This window comes from Micromonospora sp. CA-248089, from assembly GCF_050948515.1.
Lineage (GTDB): Bacteria > Actinomycetota > Actinomycetes > Mycobacteriales > Micromonosporaceae > Micromonospora.
The window spans coordinates 5,283,101-5,299,052 of sequence record NZ_CP192016.1 but is presented as its reverse complement, the minus strand read 5'-3'; the positions used below and the strand labels follow the sequence as shown (position 1 = coordinate 5,299,052).

Annotated in this window: 13 protein-coding genes; 9 read left to right on the top strand and 4 right to left on the bottom strand. The window is 72.9% G+C overall.

The annotated features are described in order from the left end of the window. The first annotated feature begins 62 nt into the window (after window positions 1–62). The 9 genes from ACQP26_RS24805 to ACQP26_RS24765 are packed head-to-tail and all read left to right on the top strand — an operon-like array spanning window position 63 to window position 11,006. Window positions 63–1,589 carry a PLP-dependent aminotransferase family protein gene (locus tag ACQP26_RS24805; protein ID WP_433494138.1) on the top strand — a complete coding sequence of 509 codons (1,527 nt, stop codon included), beginning with the start codon at window positions 63–65 and terminating at the stop codon, window positions 1,587–1,589. Between the two features lie 11 nt (window positions 1,590–1,600). Further along, a complete protein-coding gene (locus ACQP26_RS24800) occupies window positions 1,601–2,845 on the top strand; it encodes a M20 family metallopeptidase (protein WP_433494137.1) in 1,245 nt (414 codons plus the stop codon). After that, on the top strand, window positions 2,842–4,284 hold the full coding sequence (locus ACQP26_RS24795; protein WP_433494136.1) for an aldehyde dehydrogenase family protein: 1,443 nt from the start codon (window positions 2,842–2,844) through the stop codon (window positions 4,282–4,284). Before ACQP26_RS24800 ends, ACQP26_RS24795 begins: the two co-directional genes overlap by 4 nt. A 22-nt stretch (window positions 4,285–4,306) precedes the next feature. Beyond that, window positions 4,307–5,251, top strand: coding sequence for an ABC transporter permease (locus tag ACQP26_RS24790; protein WP_194800627.1), 945 nt, complete (start codon window positions 4,307–4,309; stop codon window positions 5,249–5,251). After that, a complete protein-coding gene (locus tag ACQP26_RS24785) occupies window positions 5,248–6,132 on the top strand; it encodes an ABC transporter permease (protein ID WP_013288207.1) in 885 nt (294 codons plus the stop codon). The genes ACQP26_RS24790 and ACQP26_RS24785 overlap by 4 nt, the downstream gene beginning before the upstream one ends. Window positions 6,133–6,137: 5 nt before the next feature. Beyond that, window positions 6,138–7,124 carry an ABC transporter ATP-binding protein gene (locus tag ACQP26_RS24780; protein WP_366623263.1) on the top strand — a complete coding sequence of 329 codons (987 nt, stop codon included), beginning with the start codon at window positions 6,138–6,140 and terminating at the stop codon, window positions 7,122–7,124. Beyond that, window positions 7,121–7,945, top strand: a complete 825-nt coding sequence (locus ACQP26_RS24775; protein WP_281579904.1) for an ATP-binding cassette domain-containing protein — start codon at window positions 7,121–7,123, stop codon at window positions 7,943–7,945. The genes ACQP26_RS24780 and ACQP26_RS24775 overlap by 4 nt, the downstream gene beginning before the upstream one ends. Further along, entirely contained in the window at window positions 7,942–8,697 is a 756-nt protein-coding gene (locus ACQP26_RS24770; protein ID WP_281579905.1) for an SDR family NAD(P)-dependent oxidoreductase, read from the top strand. Before ACQP26_RS24775 ends, ACQP26_RS24770 begins: the two co-directional genes overlap by 4 nt. A gap of 8 nt (window positions 8,698–8,705) precedes the next feature. Next, window positions 8,706–11,006, top strand: a complete 2,301-nt coding sequence (locus tag ACQP26_RS24765) for an arylsulfatase (protein ID WP_433494135.1) — start codon at window positions 8,706–8,708, stop codon at window positions 11,004–11,006. A gap of 78 nt (window positions 11,007–11,084) precedes the next feature. Here ACQP26_RS24765 and ACQP26_RS24760 read toward each other — a convergent pair whose 3' ends face one another. The 4 genes from ACQP26_RS24760 to ACQP26_RS24745 form a co-directional block, all read right to left on the bottom strand. Continuing rightward, window positions 11,085–12,353 carry a dihydrolipoamide acetyltransferase family protein gene (locus ACQP26_RS24760; protein ID WP_433494134.1) on the bottom strand — a complete coding sequence of 423 codons (1,269 nt, stop codon included), beginning with the start codon at window positions 12,351–12,353 and terminating at the stop codon, window positions 11,085–11,087. A gap of 14 nt (window positions 12,354–12,367) precedes the next feature. Further along, entirely contained in the window at window positions 12,368–13,336 is a 969-nt protein-coding gene (locus ACQP26_RS24755) for an alpha-ketoacid dehydrogenase subunit beta (protein ID WP_433494133.1), read from the bottom strand. Window positions 13,337–13,364: 28 nt separating this feature from the next. Beyond that, window positions 13,365–14,495: a thiamine pyrophosphate-dependent dehydrogenase E1 component subunit alpha gene (locus ACQP26_RS24750; protein WP_433494132.1), complete on the bottom strand. Its 1,131-nt coding sequence runs from the start codon at window positions 14,493–14,495 to the stop codon at window positions 13,365–13,367. A 116-nt stretch (window positions 14,496–14,611) separates the two neighbouring features. Continuing rightward, on the bottom strand, window positions 14,612–15,943 hold the full coding sequence (locus ACQP26_RS24745; protein ID WP_433494131.1) for an aspartate aminotransferase family protein: 1,332 nt from the start codon (window positions 15,941–15,943) through the stop codon (window positions 14,612–14,614). Between the last annotated feature and the right edge of the window lie 9 nt (window positions 15,944–15,952).

Here is a 15,952-nt window from a genome sequence, read left to right as displayed (position 1 = left end):
GGCGTGTGCAGGGCGTACGACGACGGGACGAGGCGAGGCCCCCGCGGAAGTGGGAGGTCGAGGTGGCGGATTTCCTGCTGCCGGTCAACCCGCAGAGCACGGTTCCGCTCTACGAGCAGATCATCACCGGGCTCGAGGACGCCATCCTCGCCGGGCAGTACGACGACGGCCCGCTGCCGAGCACGCGCCGCCTGGCCGAGGCGCTCGGCGTCTCCCGGAACACGGTGCTGACCGCGTACGACCGGCTCATGGAGCAGGGGCTGATCGTGACCGTCCCGCGCCGCGGCCTCTACGTCTCCTCCGACGCGGTGGTGCGGATGCGGGCCGCGCGGCGGACCACCCGTTCGCCGATGCAGCCGATCGACTGGGCGGCGCGGCTACCGGAACCGCCCCCGACTCCGGTGCACCGGGATCCGGCGTGGGCGCGGGCGCCGTTCCCCTTCGTGGTCGGCCAGCCCGACCCCACCATGTTCCCGATCGGCGCGTGGGAACGGGCGCAGCGTGAGGCGCTGCGGCAGGACGGGCTGACCCGGGTCATCGGGGACGCCGGCCAGGCCGACGACCCGGAGCTGGTGCGTCAGCTCTGCGAGCACGTGCTGCCCGCGCGCGGCATCTCCGCCCGTCCGGACCAGGTGATGATCACGCTGGGCTCGACGCACGCGCTGCACCTGCTGGCGAGCGTCCTCGTCCGGCCGGGCAGCGTGGTGCTCGTCGAGGACCCGGGCTACCCGGACGCGCGGACGATCATGCAGATGGCCGGTGCCGACGTGGTGCCCGGCGCGGTCGACGAGGACGGCCTGGTCGTCGAGGACCTGCCGGCGGACCTGCACGGCGCCCAGCTCGTCTACGTCACGCCGAGCCACCAGTACCCGACCGGCGCGACCATGTCGGCGTCCCGGCGTGAGGAGCTGCTGCGGCGGGCGGGCGCGGCGGACGCGGTCGTGATCGAGGACGACTACGACCCCGAGATGACGTTCCGGGGGATGCCCGCGGTGGCGGTGCGGGCCCTCGACGACGAGGACCGCGTGGTCTACCTCGGCAGCTTCAGCAAGCTGCTGGCACCGGGCCTGCGGCTCGGCTACGTGGTGGCGTCCCCGGCGCTCGTGGACGCCATGCGGGCCCGCTCCCGCTACGTGCTGCGTCACCCGCCCGGCCCGATGCAGCGCGCCCTTGCCCAGATGATCGCCAGCCGCGACCTGGCCCGTCACGTGCGTCGCGTCCGCGCCCACTACCTGGGGCTGTACGAGGAGATGGTGCGGGCGGTCGAGCGGCACGTGCGCTGGGGGCCGCAGCCGGTGCCGCGCGGCGGGCTGGCACGGTGGATCACCGGCCCGCCGGGGCTGGACGCCGGGGAACTCGCCCGCGAGCTGCGCCGGCAGGGCGTGCTGCTGGACCCGGGCGCGCCGTACTGGGCCACCCGGCCGGCGCCGCGTCACCACCTGCGCCTGGGGTACCAGGTGATGCCGCTGGACCGCATCGACGAGGGGGTGCGGCGGGTCGTGGAGGCCGTAGAAGTCCAGGTCCGGCCAGGGCTGGTACCCCCACCGACCCGGAAACTGGACGTTCCCCTCCGGGGTCGGAGTTCGTAACCTCCGACGCCATGACGTCGGACACCCACGCCTCCCCCCGCGCCGGCCATCTCGTGGACGAGCAAGCCGTCGTGACGCTGACCCAGGACCTGGTCCGCATCCCCTCGACCTGGGACGCGGGGCGCGGGCGCAGCGAGCAGCCCGCGGCGGAACTCGTCGCGGAGGTCATGCGAGGTTTCGGGTGGCGACCGGAGGTCACCGAGGTCGTCCCCGGGCGTCCCAACGTCGTCGCGGTGGTGGACGGTGGCCTGCCCGGCCCGACGCTGATGTTCGAGGGGCACACCGACGTCGTCACCGAGGGCGCTCCCGAGGAGTGGACTGTCGACCCGTTCGGCGGCGACATCGTCGACGGGCGGCTGTACGGTCGCGGCTCCGCCGACATGAAGGCCGGTGTCGCCGCGATGATCCACGCGACCCGGGCCGTCGAGCTGGCCGGGCCGTTCCCGGGCCGGATCGTGGTGGCGGCCCTGGTGGACGAGGAGGGCCAGATGCTCGGGGCGAAGCACTTCACCACGACGCCGCTGGCCGGTGAGGTGGACGCCGCGATCATCTGCGAGCCGGAGGCGGAGGAGATCTGCGCGGTCGCCAAGGGCGCCGTCCGGCTGCTGGTCACGTGCACCGGCAAGATGGCGCACGGCGCGATGCCGCAGCACGGCCGCAACCCCGTCCCCGCGTTGGCCGAGCTGGTCGCCGCGCTCGGCCGGTTCCAGAAGGAGCTGCAGGCCGACCCGGGTGAGCACGAGCACCTCGGCCTGACGTTCCTGACCCCCACGGTCCTGGACGCCGGCTCCGCCGACCAGCTCAACGTCATCCCCGGCCGCGCCGTGCTCGGCGTGGACTGCCGGACCGTACCCGGTGTCGACCACGCCGCCCTCGCCGCGCGCGTCCGCGCCGACGCCGACGCCATCGGCGCCCGGCACGGCGTCACCTTCGCCGTCGAGGTCGTCGACGACCGGCCGTGCGCGGTCACCCCGGAGGACCACCCGATCTCGCTCGCCGTGGCCGACGCGCACCGCGCCGTCACCGGCGCCGAGCCGGTCTTCGGCGGCGTGCCCGGCGCGACCGACGGCACGATCCTGTGGCGCGACAGCGGCATCCCGAACGTCGTGTACGGCCCGGGCCCGAAGTGGATCGCCCACCAGCCCGACGAGTACGTCGAGGTCGACGACATCGTCCGCAAGACGAAGGTCTACGCCGAGGCGGCGCTGGCCTTCCTCAACGGGGCCACCGGCGCCCGGTCGGGTGCGGCGTCGTGACCGCGCAGGAGCTGCTGAACGCGCTGCCCGCCGGCCTGCCGATCGGCGCGGGCTGGACCACCACCGCGCAGACCGCGCCGGTCCGGTTCCCGTACGACGGCAGCATCGTGACCCAGGCGCCGTGGGGCGACATCGCCGACGGGGAGGCGGCTGTCGAAGCCGCGCGGGAGGTCGCCGCGGAGATGGCCGGCCTGCCCGGTCACCGGCGGCGCGCGATCCTGACGACAGTCGCCGCCGAGGTGCGCGCCCGCGCCGACGACCTCGCCGAGCTGCTGGTCCTGGAGACCGGCAAGCCGCTCGTCGACTGCCGGGTCGAGGTCGCCCGCACGCTGGTCACGCTGGAGACCGCCGCCGAGGAGGTCGGGCACCTGACCGGCGAGACGGTGGCACTGGACATGCAGCCGGCCGGCGAGGGCATGCTCGGCTTCTGGGTGCGCCGCCCGGTCGGTGTCGTCGTCGGCATCACCGGATTCAACTACCCCCTGCTCCTGGCCGCCCACAAGGTCGCGCCGTCGGTCGCGGCGGGCTGCCCGGTGATCGTCAAGCCGGCGCCGAACACGCCGCTGGCCACGCTGGTGCTGGTCGACCTGTTCCGCCGGGCGGGCTGCCCGGCCGCCGGGGTCCAGCTCGTCACCGGTGGCGTCGAGGTCGGCAAGCTCCTGACCACGCATCCCGGCGTCGCCGCCGTGTCGTTCACCGGGTCGGCGCAGGTCGGCCACCAGATCGCCCGCGCCGCGGCCCCGCGCAAGGTGCTGCTCGAACTCGGGTCCAACGCGGCGCTCGTCGTCGGCCGCGACGCCGACCTGGACCGGGCCGCGGAAGCGGTCGTACGCGGGGGGTTCTACGCCTCCGGTCAGGCGTGCATCAGCGTGCAGCGGGTGATCGTCGAGGAGCCGGTCCGCGAGGCGCTGCTGGAACGCCTCCAGCCGCTGCTGGCGACGGTCACCACCGGTGACCCCCGGTCCGCCGACACCCGGGTGTCCGCCCTGGTGGACGAGGCGTCCACCGAGCGGGTCCACTCCTGGGTGGATCGCGCGGTCGCCGCCGGTGCGCGCTGCCTGGCCGGCGGTACGGCGCAGGGCCGGGTGCTGCAACCGACGGTGCTCGTCGACGTCCCCGAGGACGCCGAGTGCTGGGCGGAGGAGATCTTCGGGCCGGTGGTCTGCGTCCGGTCGGTGCCGGACATGGACGCCGCGGTCGAGCTGGTCAACCGGTCCCGGTACGGGCTCCAGGCCGCCGTCTTCACCCGTGACCTGGCGGTGGCCCTGGACGTCGTGCGCCGTCTCGATGTCGGCGGGGTGCTCGTCAACGAGGTGCCCGGCTTCCGCGCCGACAACATGCCGTACGGCGGCGTCAAGGACTCCGGCGTCGGCCGGGAGGGACCGCGCTTCGCCATGGAGGAGCTGACCGTGACCAAGATGGTGATGATCAGGCCATGATTCGGAGTGGGAGCACACACGCATGGTGATCTACTTCGTCCGGCGGCTGGCCATCCTCGCGGTATCCCTGTTCGCCGCGTCGATCCTCGTCTTCACGATGCTGTCGCTGCTGCCGGGCGACCAGGCGCAGGCGATGCTGGGTGTGAACGCCACCCCGGAGGCGCTGGAGGCGCTGCGGGAACAGTTCGGGACGAACCGCCCGTTCACCGAGCGGTACCTCGACTGGGCCGGCGGCCTGATCCGCGGTGACTTCGGCATCTCGCCGCTCAGCGGGGTGTCGGTGGGCTCGGAGATCGCCGACAAGCTCGGCGTGACGGTGCCGCTGATCCTGGCCGGGATGACGCTGGCGCTGCTCATCGCCGTGCCGCTGGGCATCCTCGCCGCCGTGAAGAGCCGGACCGCGATCGGGACGGCGCTGTCGGCGCTGAGCCAGGTCGGCATCGCCGTGCCGTCGTTCTGGCTCGGCATCCTGCTCATCACCGTGTTCGCGGTGAAGCTGCAGTGGCTGCCCGCCGGCGGGTTCACCGGATGGGACGACGTCGGCGGCGCCGTGCAGGCCCTGCTGATGCCGGCGCTGGTACTCGGCGTGGCCCAGGGCGCGATCCTGATGCGCTACGTCCGGTCCGCGGTGGTCGAGGTCATGCAGGAGGACTTCATCCAGACCGCGCGGGCCAAGGGGCTCAGCCGCTCGCAGGCGCTGACCCGGCACGCGCTGCGCAACGCGGCCATCCCGGTCATCACCGTCCTCGGTCTGCAACTCGCGACGCTGCTCATCGGCACCGTCGTGATCGAGAACGTCTTCGGCCTGCCCGGTCTCGGCCGGATGCTGCTGCAGGACGTCGGCAACCGCGACCTGCTGAAGGTGCAGGGCACCGTGATGGTGCTGACCGCCGCGGTGCTTCTGATCAACTTCGTCGTCGACGTGGTGTACCACGCGGTCGACCCCAGGCTGAGGAGCAAGGCATGACATCAGTCGCCGACGCCCCACCGGACGCCACCGCCGACGTCGTCGCGGCCGGCCCGGTCAAGCCGCGCCGCCGCTGGAACCTCACGCTGGTGATCGGCGCCGGCCTGGTGGGCCTGGTCGTCCTCACCGCGCTGGTGTCGTTCCTCTGGACGCCGTACGACCCCACCCGGGTCGACCCGTCGCAGACGCTGCTCTCCCCGGGCGGGGACCACTGGCTCGGCACCGACCACTTCGGCCGGGACATCGTCAGCCAGCTCCTCGTCGGCGCGCGGACCACCCTGTTCGTCGGTGTGGTCGCCGTCGCGATCGCCGCCGCTGTGGGCGTACCCCTGGGTCTGCTCGCCGCCACCGGGCACCGCTGGCTCAGCGAGCCGGTGATGCGGGCGCTGGACATCGTGTTCGCCTTCCCGGCCATCCTGCTGGCGATCATCCTGGCCGCCGGCTTCGGCGCCTCCACGCTCACCGGCATGATCGCGATCGGCGTCGCCAACGTGCCGGTGTTCGGCCGCCTCACCCGGGCCGGCGCGATGCAGGTGCTGCAGAGCGACTTCGTGCTGGCCGCGCGCAGCTACGGCCGCCGGGGCGTGGTGCTCATGGTCCGGTACGTGCTGCCCAACATCGCCGCCCTGCTCATCGTGCAGGCGTCGGTGTCGTTCGCGCACGCGGTGCTCGCCGAGGCGGCGCTGTCCTACCTCGGGTACGGCACCCCGCCACCGACCCCCACCTGGGGCCGGATGCTCCAGGAGGCCCAGAACTACTTCGTCGTGCAGCCGATGCTCGCCGTCTGGCCCGGTCTGGCCATCGCCCTGTCGGTGCTCGGCTTCAACCTCATGGGCGACGGGCTGCGCGACGCCCTCGACCCGCGGCTGAGAGGACGGTGAGCGGCGTGAGCGGGCTCGTGGTGGAGGACCTCGTCGTCAAGGTCCACGACATCCAGGCCGTCAAGGGCGTCTCGTTCGAGATCGGGCGGGGCCGGCGGATGGGGCTGATCGGCGAGTCCGGCTGCGGCAAGTCCCTGACCGCGCTCGCGCTGATGGGCCTGCTGCCCCACGGCGTGACCGCGACCGGGCGGGTGCTGCTGAACGGCCGCAACCTGCTCGACCTGTCCGACAAGGAGATGTGCGCGGTCCGCGGCAACGACATCGCCATGGTGTTCCAGGAGCCGATGACGGCGCTGAACCCGCTGATGCGGGTCGGCAACCAGGTCGCCGAGTCGCTGCGGCTGCACAAGGGCATGAACCGCGCGGCGGCCTCGGCCCGGGCCGTCGAACTGCTCGAACGGGTCCAGCTGCCCGAGCCCGACCGGACCGCGCGCAAGTACCCGCACCAGCTCTCCGGCGGTCAGCGGCAGCGCGTCGTACTGGCCATCGCGCTGGCGTGCGACCCGGCCGTGCTGGTCGCGGACGAGCCCACCACGGCGCTGGACGTCACGGTGCAGGCGGAGATGCTGCGGCTGATGGACACGCTGGTGCGCGAGGAGGGCGCGTCGCTGCTGCTCATCACGCACGACCTGCCGGTCGTCGCCAGCATCTGCGAGGAACTGCTCGTCATGTACGGGGGCTCGATCGTCGAGCACGGCGACGTGGCGACGGTGTTCGACTCGCCCCGGCACCCGTACACGGCGGGCCTGCGGGCGTCCACGGTGCTGGAGAGCACCGACGGCAGCGGCCGGCTGTCGACCATCCCGGGCCGCGTGCCGTCGCTCGGGTCGTTCCCCACCGGCTGCGTGTACCGCAACCGCTGCCCGCGCGCCGACGACGTCTGCGGCACCGTGCCGCTGCTGACGGCGCCGCCCGGCAGCACCCAGCGGGCCGCCTGCCACCACCCGATCGAGAGCGACCAGCCCCTAGGAAGCGGGAAGGCCAGCGCATGACCACCACCCCGTTGCTGGAAGCCGTCGACGTGGTGCGCGAGTACCGCGCCCCGCGGCGGTCGCTGCGTACGCCGGGCCAGCCGATCCGCGCGCTCGACGGCGTGAGCGTGCAGGTCCACGAGGGCGAGGCGTTCGGCATCGTGGGGGAGAGCGGCTCCGGCAAGTCCACGCTGTCGCGCATCCTCATGGCCCTCGACCGGCCGACGTCCGGCACCGCGTTCTACAACGGGCAGCGGATCAGCGGCGTACCGGAGCGGAAGCTCGCGTTCCTGCGCCGCGACGTGCAGATGGTGCTGCAGGACCCGATGTCGTCGCTGAACCCGCGGATGCGCGTCGCGGACATCATCGCGGAGCCGATGCGCGCGCTGCGCCTGCCCGGCGACCACCGGGCCCGCGTGGCCGAGCTGATGCACTCGGTGGGCCTGCCCGAGGAGGCGGTGACCCGCTACCCGCACCAGTTCTCCGGCGGCCAGCGGCAGCGCATCGCCATCGCCCGCGCCCTCGCGGCCGGGCCGAAGGTCATCGTCGGCGACGAGCCGGTCAGCGCGCTCGACGTCTCGGTCCGCGCGCAGATCCTCAACCTGCTCACCGACCTGGCCGAGCAGTTCAAGCTGACCCTGATCCTGGTCTCCCACGACCTGTCCGTGGTCCGGTACCTCTGCGACCGGATCGCGGTGATGAACCAGGGCCGGATCGTCGAGACGGGTGACACCGAATCGATCTACTCCGACCCCCGGCACCCCTACACCCAGAGGCTGCTGTCCGCGGTGCCCACCCTGAGCGGCGACCTCCTGGACCGATTCAACAGGAGCAGCACATGAGGTTGGTTGACCGCGTCGCCGTCGTCACCGGAGGCGCCAGCGGCATCGGACTGGCCACCGTCGGCCGGCTCGTCGAGGAGGGCGCGCGCGTCGTCATCGCCGACCTCGACGGCGACCGCGCCGCCAAGGCGGCCGCCGACTTCGGGTCCGCCGTCGTCGGCGTGGCCTGCGACGTCACCCGGGCCGCCGACTGCCGCGCCGCCGTCGAGACCGCCGTCGAGCGGTTCGGCCGGCTCGACCTCATGCACGCCAACGCCGGTACGCCGTTCACCGGCCCGCTGGACGAGGTGGACCAGGCGACGCTGGACCGCGTGGTCGACGTCAACCTCAAGGGCGCGTTCTGGACCGCGCAGGCCGCCGCGCCCGCGCTGATCGAGGCCGGTGGCGGCGCGATCGTGTTCACCGCGTCGCTGCAGGCGGTCATCGCCCGCCCCCGGTACGCGCCGTACACCGCCGCCAAGCACGGCGTCATCGGTCTGATGAAGGCGCTGGCGCTGGAACTCGCGCCGCACGGCGTCCGGGTCAACGCGATCGCCCCGGCGGCGACCGAGACGCCGATGCTCTCGGCGTTCCTCGGCGGGATGGGTGACGTGCCGGACAGCGCCCGGGAGAACTTCCGGGCGTCGATCCCGCTGGGCCGCATGGCGACGCCGCGCGACTCCGCCGACGCGGTGGTGTTCCTCGCCAGCGACGAGGCGCGGATGGTGACGGGCCACACGCTCGTCCTCGACGGCGGCACGACGGCCGGCTGAGGCGCCAGGTGACCAGTTCGCTGGCGGACCCTCCGTACGAGGGCACGATCGGGCGCACCTACCACGAGTCGACGGAGCACTGGAGCGCGCCGCAGTCGGCCGCCCCGGGCACCCCGAACGTGGTGTACGTGCTGCTGGACGACGTCGGGTTCGCCGACTTCGGCTGCTTCGGCGCCGAGATCGACACCCCGACGATCGACCGGCTGGCCGCGTCCGGGCTGCGGTACACCAACTTCCACACCTCGCCGCTGTGCTCGCCGACCCGGGCCAGCGTGCTCACCGGCCGCAACCACCACAGCGTCGGCATGCGCATGCTGTCCAACTTCGACAGCGGCTTCCCCAGCGGGCGGGGGCGGATCACCCACGCCGCCGCCACCGTCGCGGAGATGCTCGGCGACGCCGGGTTCAACACCATGGCGGTCGGCAAGTGGCACGTCGCGCCGCTGGAGCACACCACGCCGTCCGGCCCGTACGACCAGTGGCCGCTGGGCCGTGGCTTCGAGCGGTACTACGGCTTCCTGGAGGCCGAGACCGACAACTTCTATCCGGAACTGGTGTACGACAACCACCAGGTGGACCCGCCGGCCACCCCGGAGGAGGGCTACCACCTGACCGAGGACCTGACCGACCGGGCCATCGGGTTCGTCCGGGACCAGACCTCGTTCACCCCGGAGAAGCCGTTCTTCCTGTATCTGGCGTACGCCGCCGCGCACGCGCCGCACCAGGCCCCGCCGGAGTACCTGGCGAAGTACCGGGGCCGCTACGACGCCGGCTGGGACGTCATCCGCGCGGACCGGCACCGGAGGCAGATCGGGCTCGGCATCGTCCCGCCGGACGCGCCGCTGCCACCGCACAACCCCGGCGTCGTCCCGTGGGACGACGTGCCGCCGGAGCAGCGGCGCCTGTTCGCCCGCATGCAGGAGGCGTACGCGGCGATGGTCGACCACACCGACGCCCAGCTCGGGCGCCTGGTCGACTTCCTGGAGCGGATCGGCCGGCTCGACAACACGATCTTCGTGGTCATGTCGGACAACGGGGCGAGCCCCGAGGGCACGCCGCTGGGCACGCTCAACCCGACCGCGTTCCAGAACCGGGTGCCGGAGAACCTCCAGGACAGCCTGGCCCGGATCGACGAGATCGGCGGCCCGCGCGCGCAGAGCAACTATCCGCTGGGCTGGGCCCAGGTCAGCAACACCCCGTTCCGCCGCTACAAGCAGCACACCCACGAGGGCGGGGTCCGGGTGCCGTTCGTGCTGAGCTGGCCGGCCGGTGACGTACCCGGCGGGGGAGTGCGGACGCAGTTCCAGCACAGCATCGACGTCACCGCGACGGTGCTGGACCTCGTCGGGGTGCAGCCGCCCGCGGTGCGCCGGGGCGTCCCGCAGATGCCGCTGCACGGCCGTAGCTTCCGCGACGGGCTGCGCGACCCGGCGGCGCCACCGTCACGGGACCGCCAGTACTTCGAGATGTTCGGCCACCGCGGCATCTACCACCAGGGCTGGAAGGCTGTCGCGTTCCACGAGCGGGGCACCTCGTGGGACGAGGACCGCTGGGAGCTGTACCGGATCGACGAGGACCCGACCGAGAGCCGCGACCTGGCCGCCGAGCATCCGGAGGTGCTGCGGCGCCTCATCGAGGAGTTCTGGATCGAGGCGGCCCGCTACGACGTGCTGCCGCTGGACGACAGGGGATTCGCGGTTCGGGCCCGGGTGCCGCGACCCGGATCGGTACGGGACCGGCTGGACTTCACCTACCTGGCGGGCGTACCGACGATCTCCGGCGCGGCGGTGCCGCCGACGATGAACCGCTCGCACGCCATCACCGCCCGGGTGCACCGCACCGACGCCACCCAGGGCGGCGTGATCGTGGTGCTCGGCAACGTCAGCGGCGGCTACGTGCTGCACATCCAGGACAACCACCTGGTGTACGAGTACAACCACCTCGGCACCCACTACGTGCTGCGGTCCGAGGGCGAGTTGCCGCTGGGCCCGGTGGAGCTGACCTTCGAGCTGACCAAGACCGCCGACTGCCAGGGCACCGGCCGCCTGTTCGTGGACGGCGAGGCGGCGGGCGAGGCGCTGTTCCCGCGGTTGCTGCCGTTCTTCCACGGGTTCGCCGGCATGGACGTCGGGCGCAGCATCCACTCGCCGGTGTCGCCGAGCTACCCGGCCCGGCACGAGTTCTCCGGCGAGCTGGAGTACGTGCGGTTCCGGCTCGCCGCGTCCGAGGAGGTGGGTGAGCCCATCGCCCCGGCGGGCGACGTCGCGCCGCGTCCGTCGGCCGGCGTCGGGTTCGAGGTCGTGGACTGACGCGCGCGCCCGCGCGTACGGCGACGGCGCGTGGACGGACCTCGTTGTCCGTCCACGCGCCGTCCGTCCACCGGGGCCTCAGCGCAGGGCCAGACCCCACAGCGGGTCCTCCAGGAACCGGCCGACGTGGGCGAGCACCCGGCTGCCCAGTTCCCCGTCCACCAGCCGGTGGTCGAACGACAGCGACAACTGCACCGTCCACCGGGGAACGACCTGCTCGTCGACCACCCACGGCATCCGGCGCAGCGCGCCGAGGCAGAGGATCGCCGCCTCGCCGGGGTTGAGGATCGGAGTGCCGGCGTCCACGCCGAACACGCCGATGTTGGTGATGGTGATCGTCCCTCCGGCCAGGTCGGCGGGACGGGTGCGGCCCTCCCGCGCGGTGCTCGCCAGCTCGTTGAGGGCGACCGCGAGGTCCCGTACCGGAAGGGTCTGCGCGGCCTTGATGTTCGGCACGAGCAGGCCGCGCGGCGTCGCGGCGGCGATGCCCAGGTTGACGTCGGCGAACCGGACGATCTCCTGGTTCTCCTCGTCCCAACTGGAGTTCACGTCCGGATGCCGGCGGACGGCGTCCAGCACCGCCAGCGACGCCACGAGCAGCGGGCTGACCTTCACCCCCTGGAAGGCCGGGTCCTGCCTCAGCCGGTCCACGAACTCGACGGTGCCGGTCATGTCGACGGTGAGGAACTCGGTGACGTGCGGCGCGGTGAACGCGCTGGCGACCATGGCGGCGGCGGTCGCCTTGCGGACCCCGCGCACGGGCAGGCGCTCGTCCCGCCGGGCGTCGGTCGCCGGCGCCGGGCCGGTGGTGTGGTCGAGCAGGTCCTGGCGCGTGATCCGGCCGCCGGGGCCGCTGCCGCGTACCTCGGTCAGCTCCACACCGAGGTCCTTGGCGAGCTTGCGCAGCGGAGGCTTGGTGAGCACCGGCGGCCGGGACGTGTGCGCCGGGCGGGCCGGCTCGGCCGGGCGTACCGACGGCGTGGCGCGGCGTGGCCGCCGCGTCCGCGCCTGGGCGGACACCCCGTAGCCGACGAGCACCGCGGTGCGTTCCTCGGCGGGCTCCTCGGTGGCCGGCGATGCGGCGGCCGGCGCGGCGTCCGGGTCGTCCCCGGTCCGGATCGCGATGATCGGCGAGCCGACCTCGACGGTCTGCCCCTCCTCGGCCAGGAGGCGGTCCACCACCCCGGCATACGGGCTGGGCAGCTCGACCACGGCCTTGGCGGTCTCAATGTCCACGATGACGTCGTTGAGGCCGACCGGATCGCCCGGTGCGACCCGCCAGGTGACGATCTCGGCCTCGGTGAGGCCCTCGCCGACGTCGGGCAGACGGAACTGCTGAACGGTCACGTGTACCTCTCCCTTCAGGCGGCCAGGACGCGGTCGACGGCGTCGAGGATCCGGTCCAGGTCGGGCAGGTACTCCTCCTCGACCTTCGCCGGCGGGTACGGCAGGTTGAACCCGCCGACCCGCTCGACCGGCGCCTCCAGCGAGTAGAAGCACCGGCTCGTCACCTGCGCGACGACCTCGGCACCGAACCCGGCGAACGTGGGGGCCTCGTGGACCACCACCGCCCGGCCGGTGCGGCGCACCGACTCCTCGATGGTCGCCACGTCCAGCGGGGAGATGGACCGCAGGTCGATCACCTCGATGTTGCGGCCCTCCTGCGCCGCGGCCTCGGCGGCGGCCACGCAGGTGGCGACAGTGCCGCCGTACGTCAGCAGCGTCACGTCGCTGCCCGGCCGTACGGTCCGGGCGCGGTCCAGTGGCAGCGGCGGCCCGGCGGGGGTCACCTCGCCCTTGACCCAGTAGCGGCGCTTCGGCTCGTAGAAGATGACCGGGTCGTCACCGGCGACGGCCTGCCGGATCATCCAGTGCGCGTCGTCCGGGCTGGCGCAGTAGACGACCCGCAGTCCGGCGGTGTGCGCGAAGTACGCCTCGTTCGACTCGCTGTGGTGCTCCACCGCGCCGATGCCGCCACCGACCGGGATCCGGATCACCACCGGCAGGGCGGTACGGCCGCCGGTGCGGGCCCGCATCTTGGCGAGCTGGGAGACGATCTGGTTGAACGCGGGGTACACGAAGCCGTCGAACTGGATCTCGCAGACCGGGCGGTACCCGCGCAGCGCCAGCCCGATGGCCGTGCCGACGATCCCGGACTCGGCGAGGGTGGTGTCCACCACCCGGGCCTCACCGAAGTCCTTCTGGAGACCGTCGGTGACCCGGAAGACGCCGCCGAGCCGGCCGACGTCCTCGCCCATCAGGAGGACCTTGTCGTCGTCCTCCATGGCGCGGCGCAGGCCGGAGTTCAGTGCCTGACAGAGGGTGAGCATGAACGAGTTCTCCGATCGCGGGCGGGCGTCAGTCGAGGAAGGAGGCGCGGTAGGCGACGAACGCGTCGCGCTCCTCCCGCAGGAGCGGGGGCACGTCGGCCAGCACCGTGGCGAAGGCGTCGGCGAGGTCCGGCGCCGTCAGGGCCAGGCACTCCCGGCGGGTCCGGTCGGCCAGTTCGTCCGCCTCGGCCTGGATCTCGCCGAGGAACGCCTCGTCGCTCCAGCCCTCGGCGCGCATGAGCGCCTCGACCCGGGCCAGCGGGTCCCGCGCCCGCCACGCCTCCAGCTCATCGTCCGTGCGGTACCGGGTCGGGTCGTCGGACGTGCTGTGCCCGCCCATCCGGTACGTGGTGGCCTCGACGATCGCGGGGCCGGCGCCGGACCGGGCGTGCTCGGTCACCGCCGACGTCACCGCGTACACCGCCAGCACGTCGTTGCCGTCGACCCACTCGCTGCGCAGGCCGAATCCGGCGCCGCGCCGGTGGATCGGGGTACGCGTCTGCGACGCCGTCGGCGTCGAGATGGCCCACTGGTTGTTCTGGCAGAAGAACACCATCGGGGCGGCGTTCACGGCGGCGATGTTCATCGCCTCGCTCGCGTCGCCCTCGCTGGCGGCGCCGTCACCGAAGTACGTGACGACGACCGTGTCGCTGCCGTCGCGCTGCACCCCGAGGGCGTACCCGGTGGCGTGCAGCAGCTGGGCGGCCAGCACCAGCGTGTAGATGTGGAACGAGTACGGCTCCGGGTCCCAGCCGCTGTGCGCGACGCCGCGCCACTGACGCAGCAGGTCGGCCGGGCCGATGCCCCGCCACAGGGCCGCGGCGTGCTCCCGGTAGCTCGGGAAGACGTAGTCGTCGGCGCGTACCGCCGCGACCGAACCGATCTGGGCGGCCTCCTGGCCGCGGCACTGCAGCCACAGGCCCAGCTCACCCTGCCGCTGCAACGCGAACGCCTCGTCGTCGAGGCGGCGGGCGAGCCGCATCCCCCGGTACAGGTCGCGGGTGAGGCGGCCGAGGGCGTCACGGTCGGCGTCGACGTCCGGGTGCAGGCGCCCGTCCGGGGTGACGAGCTGGGTCCAGCCCTCGGACGTACGCGGAAGGCCGGTGGTGCCGGCGAAGGGGTTGGTGACCGGTGGGTCGGCGAGATCTACGGTAGTCATTCGTCACCTTCTGGGTGCGTCGGTCTCCGCGTCGCCGGGGTCACCGGCCGTCCCGCGGATCTCGGATACGGGACCGCCCGCCGGGGTGGACCCGGCGGGCGGTGATGGGCAGTGCCTCAGACCGTGTGGCGGTCGGCGAGTGTCAGCGCCTCGTCGAGGATCGCCAGGCCCGCCTTGGCCTCCGTCTCCGACACGGTGCACGGCGGCACCACGTGGATCCGGTTGAAGTTCGCGAACGCGACCAGGCCGCCCCGCTTGCACGCGGCCAGCACCTCGTTCATCTCCGGCGACGACGACCCGTACGGCGCCAGCGGCTCCTTCGTCTCGCGGTCGCGTACCAGTTCCAGCGCCCAGAACACGCCGAGCCCGCGTACGTCACCGACGCTCGGGTGCCGGTCGGCCAGCTCCCGCAGTCCCGGGCCCAGCACGTCGGCGCCGATCGTGGCGGCGTTCTCGACGATCCGTTCGTCGCGCATCACGTTGATGGTCGCGACGGCGGCGGCGGTGGCCAGCGGGTGACCGGAGTAGGTCAGGCCGCCGGGGTAGGCGCGGGTGGCGAACGTCTCGGCGACGTGGTCGGCGATCACCACACCGCCGAGCGGGACGTAACCGGAGTTCACGCCCTTCGCGAAGGTGATCAGGTCGGGCGTCACGCCGTAGTGGTCGATGGCGAACCAGGCGCCGGTACGCCCGAAGCCCGCCATCACCTCGTCGGCGATGTAGAGGATGCCGTGCTTGTCGCACAGCTCCCGTACGCCCGCGAGGAAGCCCGGCGGCGGCGGCATGATGCCGGCGGTGCCCGGCACCGTCTCCAGCACGATCGCGGCGATGGTGGACGGGCCCTCCATCTCCACCACGCGTTCGAGGTGGCGCAGCGCGAGCGTGCACTCCTCCTCCTCGGTCGTGGCGCCGAACTCCGACCGGTACAGGAACGGGCCGAAGAAGTGCACGACCCCGGCGGTGCCGTTGTCGCTGGGCCAGCGGCGCGGGTCGCCGGTGAGGTTCACCGCGGTCTGGGTGCCGCCGTGGTAGCTGCGGTACTGCGACAGCACCTTCGGCCGGCCGGTGTGCAGCCGGGCCATCCGGACGGCGTGCTCGATCGCGTCCGCGCCGCCGTTGGTGAAGAACACCTTCTCCAGGCCCGCCGGGGTCAGCTCGGCGATCAGCCGGGCCGCCTCGCCGCGGGCGTCGTTGGCGTACGACGGCGCGATCGTGCACAGCTTGGCGGCCTGCTCCTGGATCGCCGCGACCACCACCGGGTGCTGGTGGCCGATGTTGGTGTTGACGAGCTGCGACGAGAAGTCCAGGTAGCGGTTCCCGTCGCCGTCCCAGAAGTACGAGCCCTCGGCCCGCTCGACCACCATCGGGTCGAGCAGCGACTGGGCGGACCAGGAGTGGAAGACGTGGGCCCGGTCGAGTTCGTAGGTGCGGCGTGCGCTGCTGCTCATCGGCGTTCT

Coding starts and splice junctions, on each gene's coding strand:
- ACQP26_RS24800 (WP_433494137.1), top strand. CDS start 1,601: ATGACGTCGGACACCCACGCCTCCCCCCGCGCCGGCCATCTCGTGGAC.
- ACQP26_RS24790 (WP_194800627.1), top strand. CDS start 4,307: ATGGTGATCTACTTCGTCCGGCGGCTGGCCATCCTCGCGGTATCCCTG.
- ACQP26_RS24785 (WP_013288207.1), top strand. CDS start 5,248: ATGACATCAGTCGCCGACGCCCCACCGGACGCCACCGCCGACGTCGTC.
- ACQP26_RS24775 (WP_281579904.1), top strand. CDS start 7,121: ATGACCACCACCCCGTTGCTGGAAGCCGTCGACGTGGTGCGCGAGTAC.
- ACQP26_RS24770 (WP_281579905.1), top strand. CDS start 7,942: ATGAGGTTGGTTGACCGCGTCGCCGTCGTCACCGGAGGCGCCAGCGGC.
- ACQP26_RS24755 (WP_433494133.1), bottom strand. CDS start 13,336: ATGCTCACCCTCTGTCAGGCACTGAACTCCGGCCTGCGCCGCGCCATG.
- ACQP26_RS24750 (WP_433494132.1), bottom strand. CDS start 14,495: ATGACTACCGTAGATCTCGCCGACCCACCGGTCACCAACCCCTTCGCC.
- ACQP26_RS24745 (WP_433494131.1), bottom strand. CDS start 15,943: ATGAGCAGCAGCGCACGCCGCACCTACGAACTCGACCGGGCCCACGTC.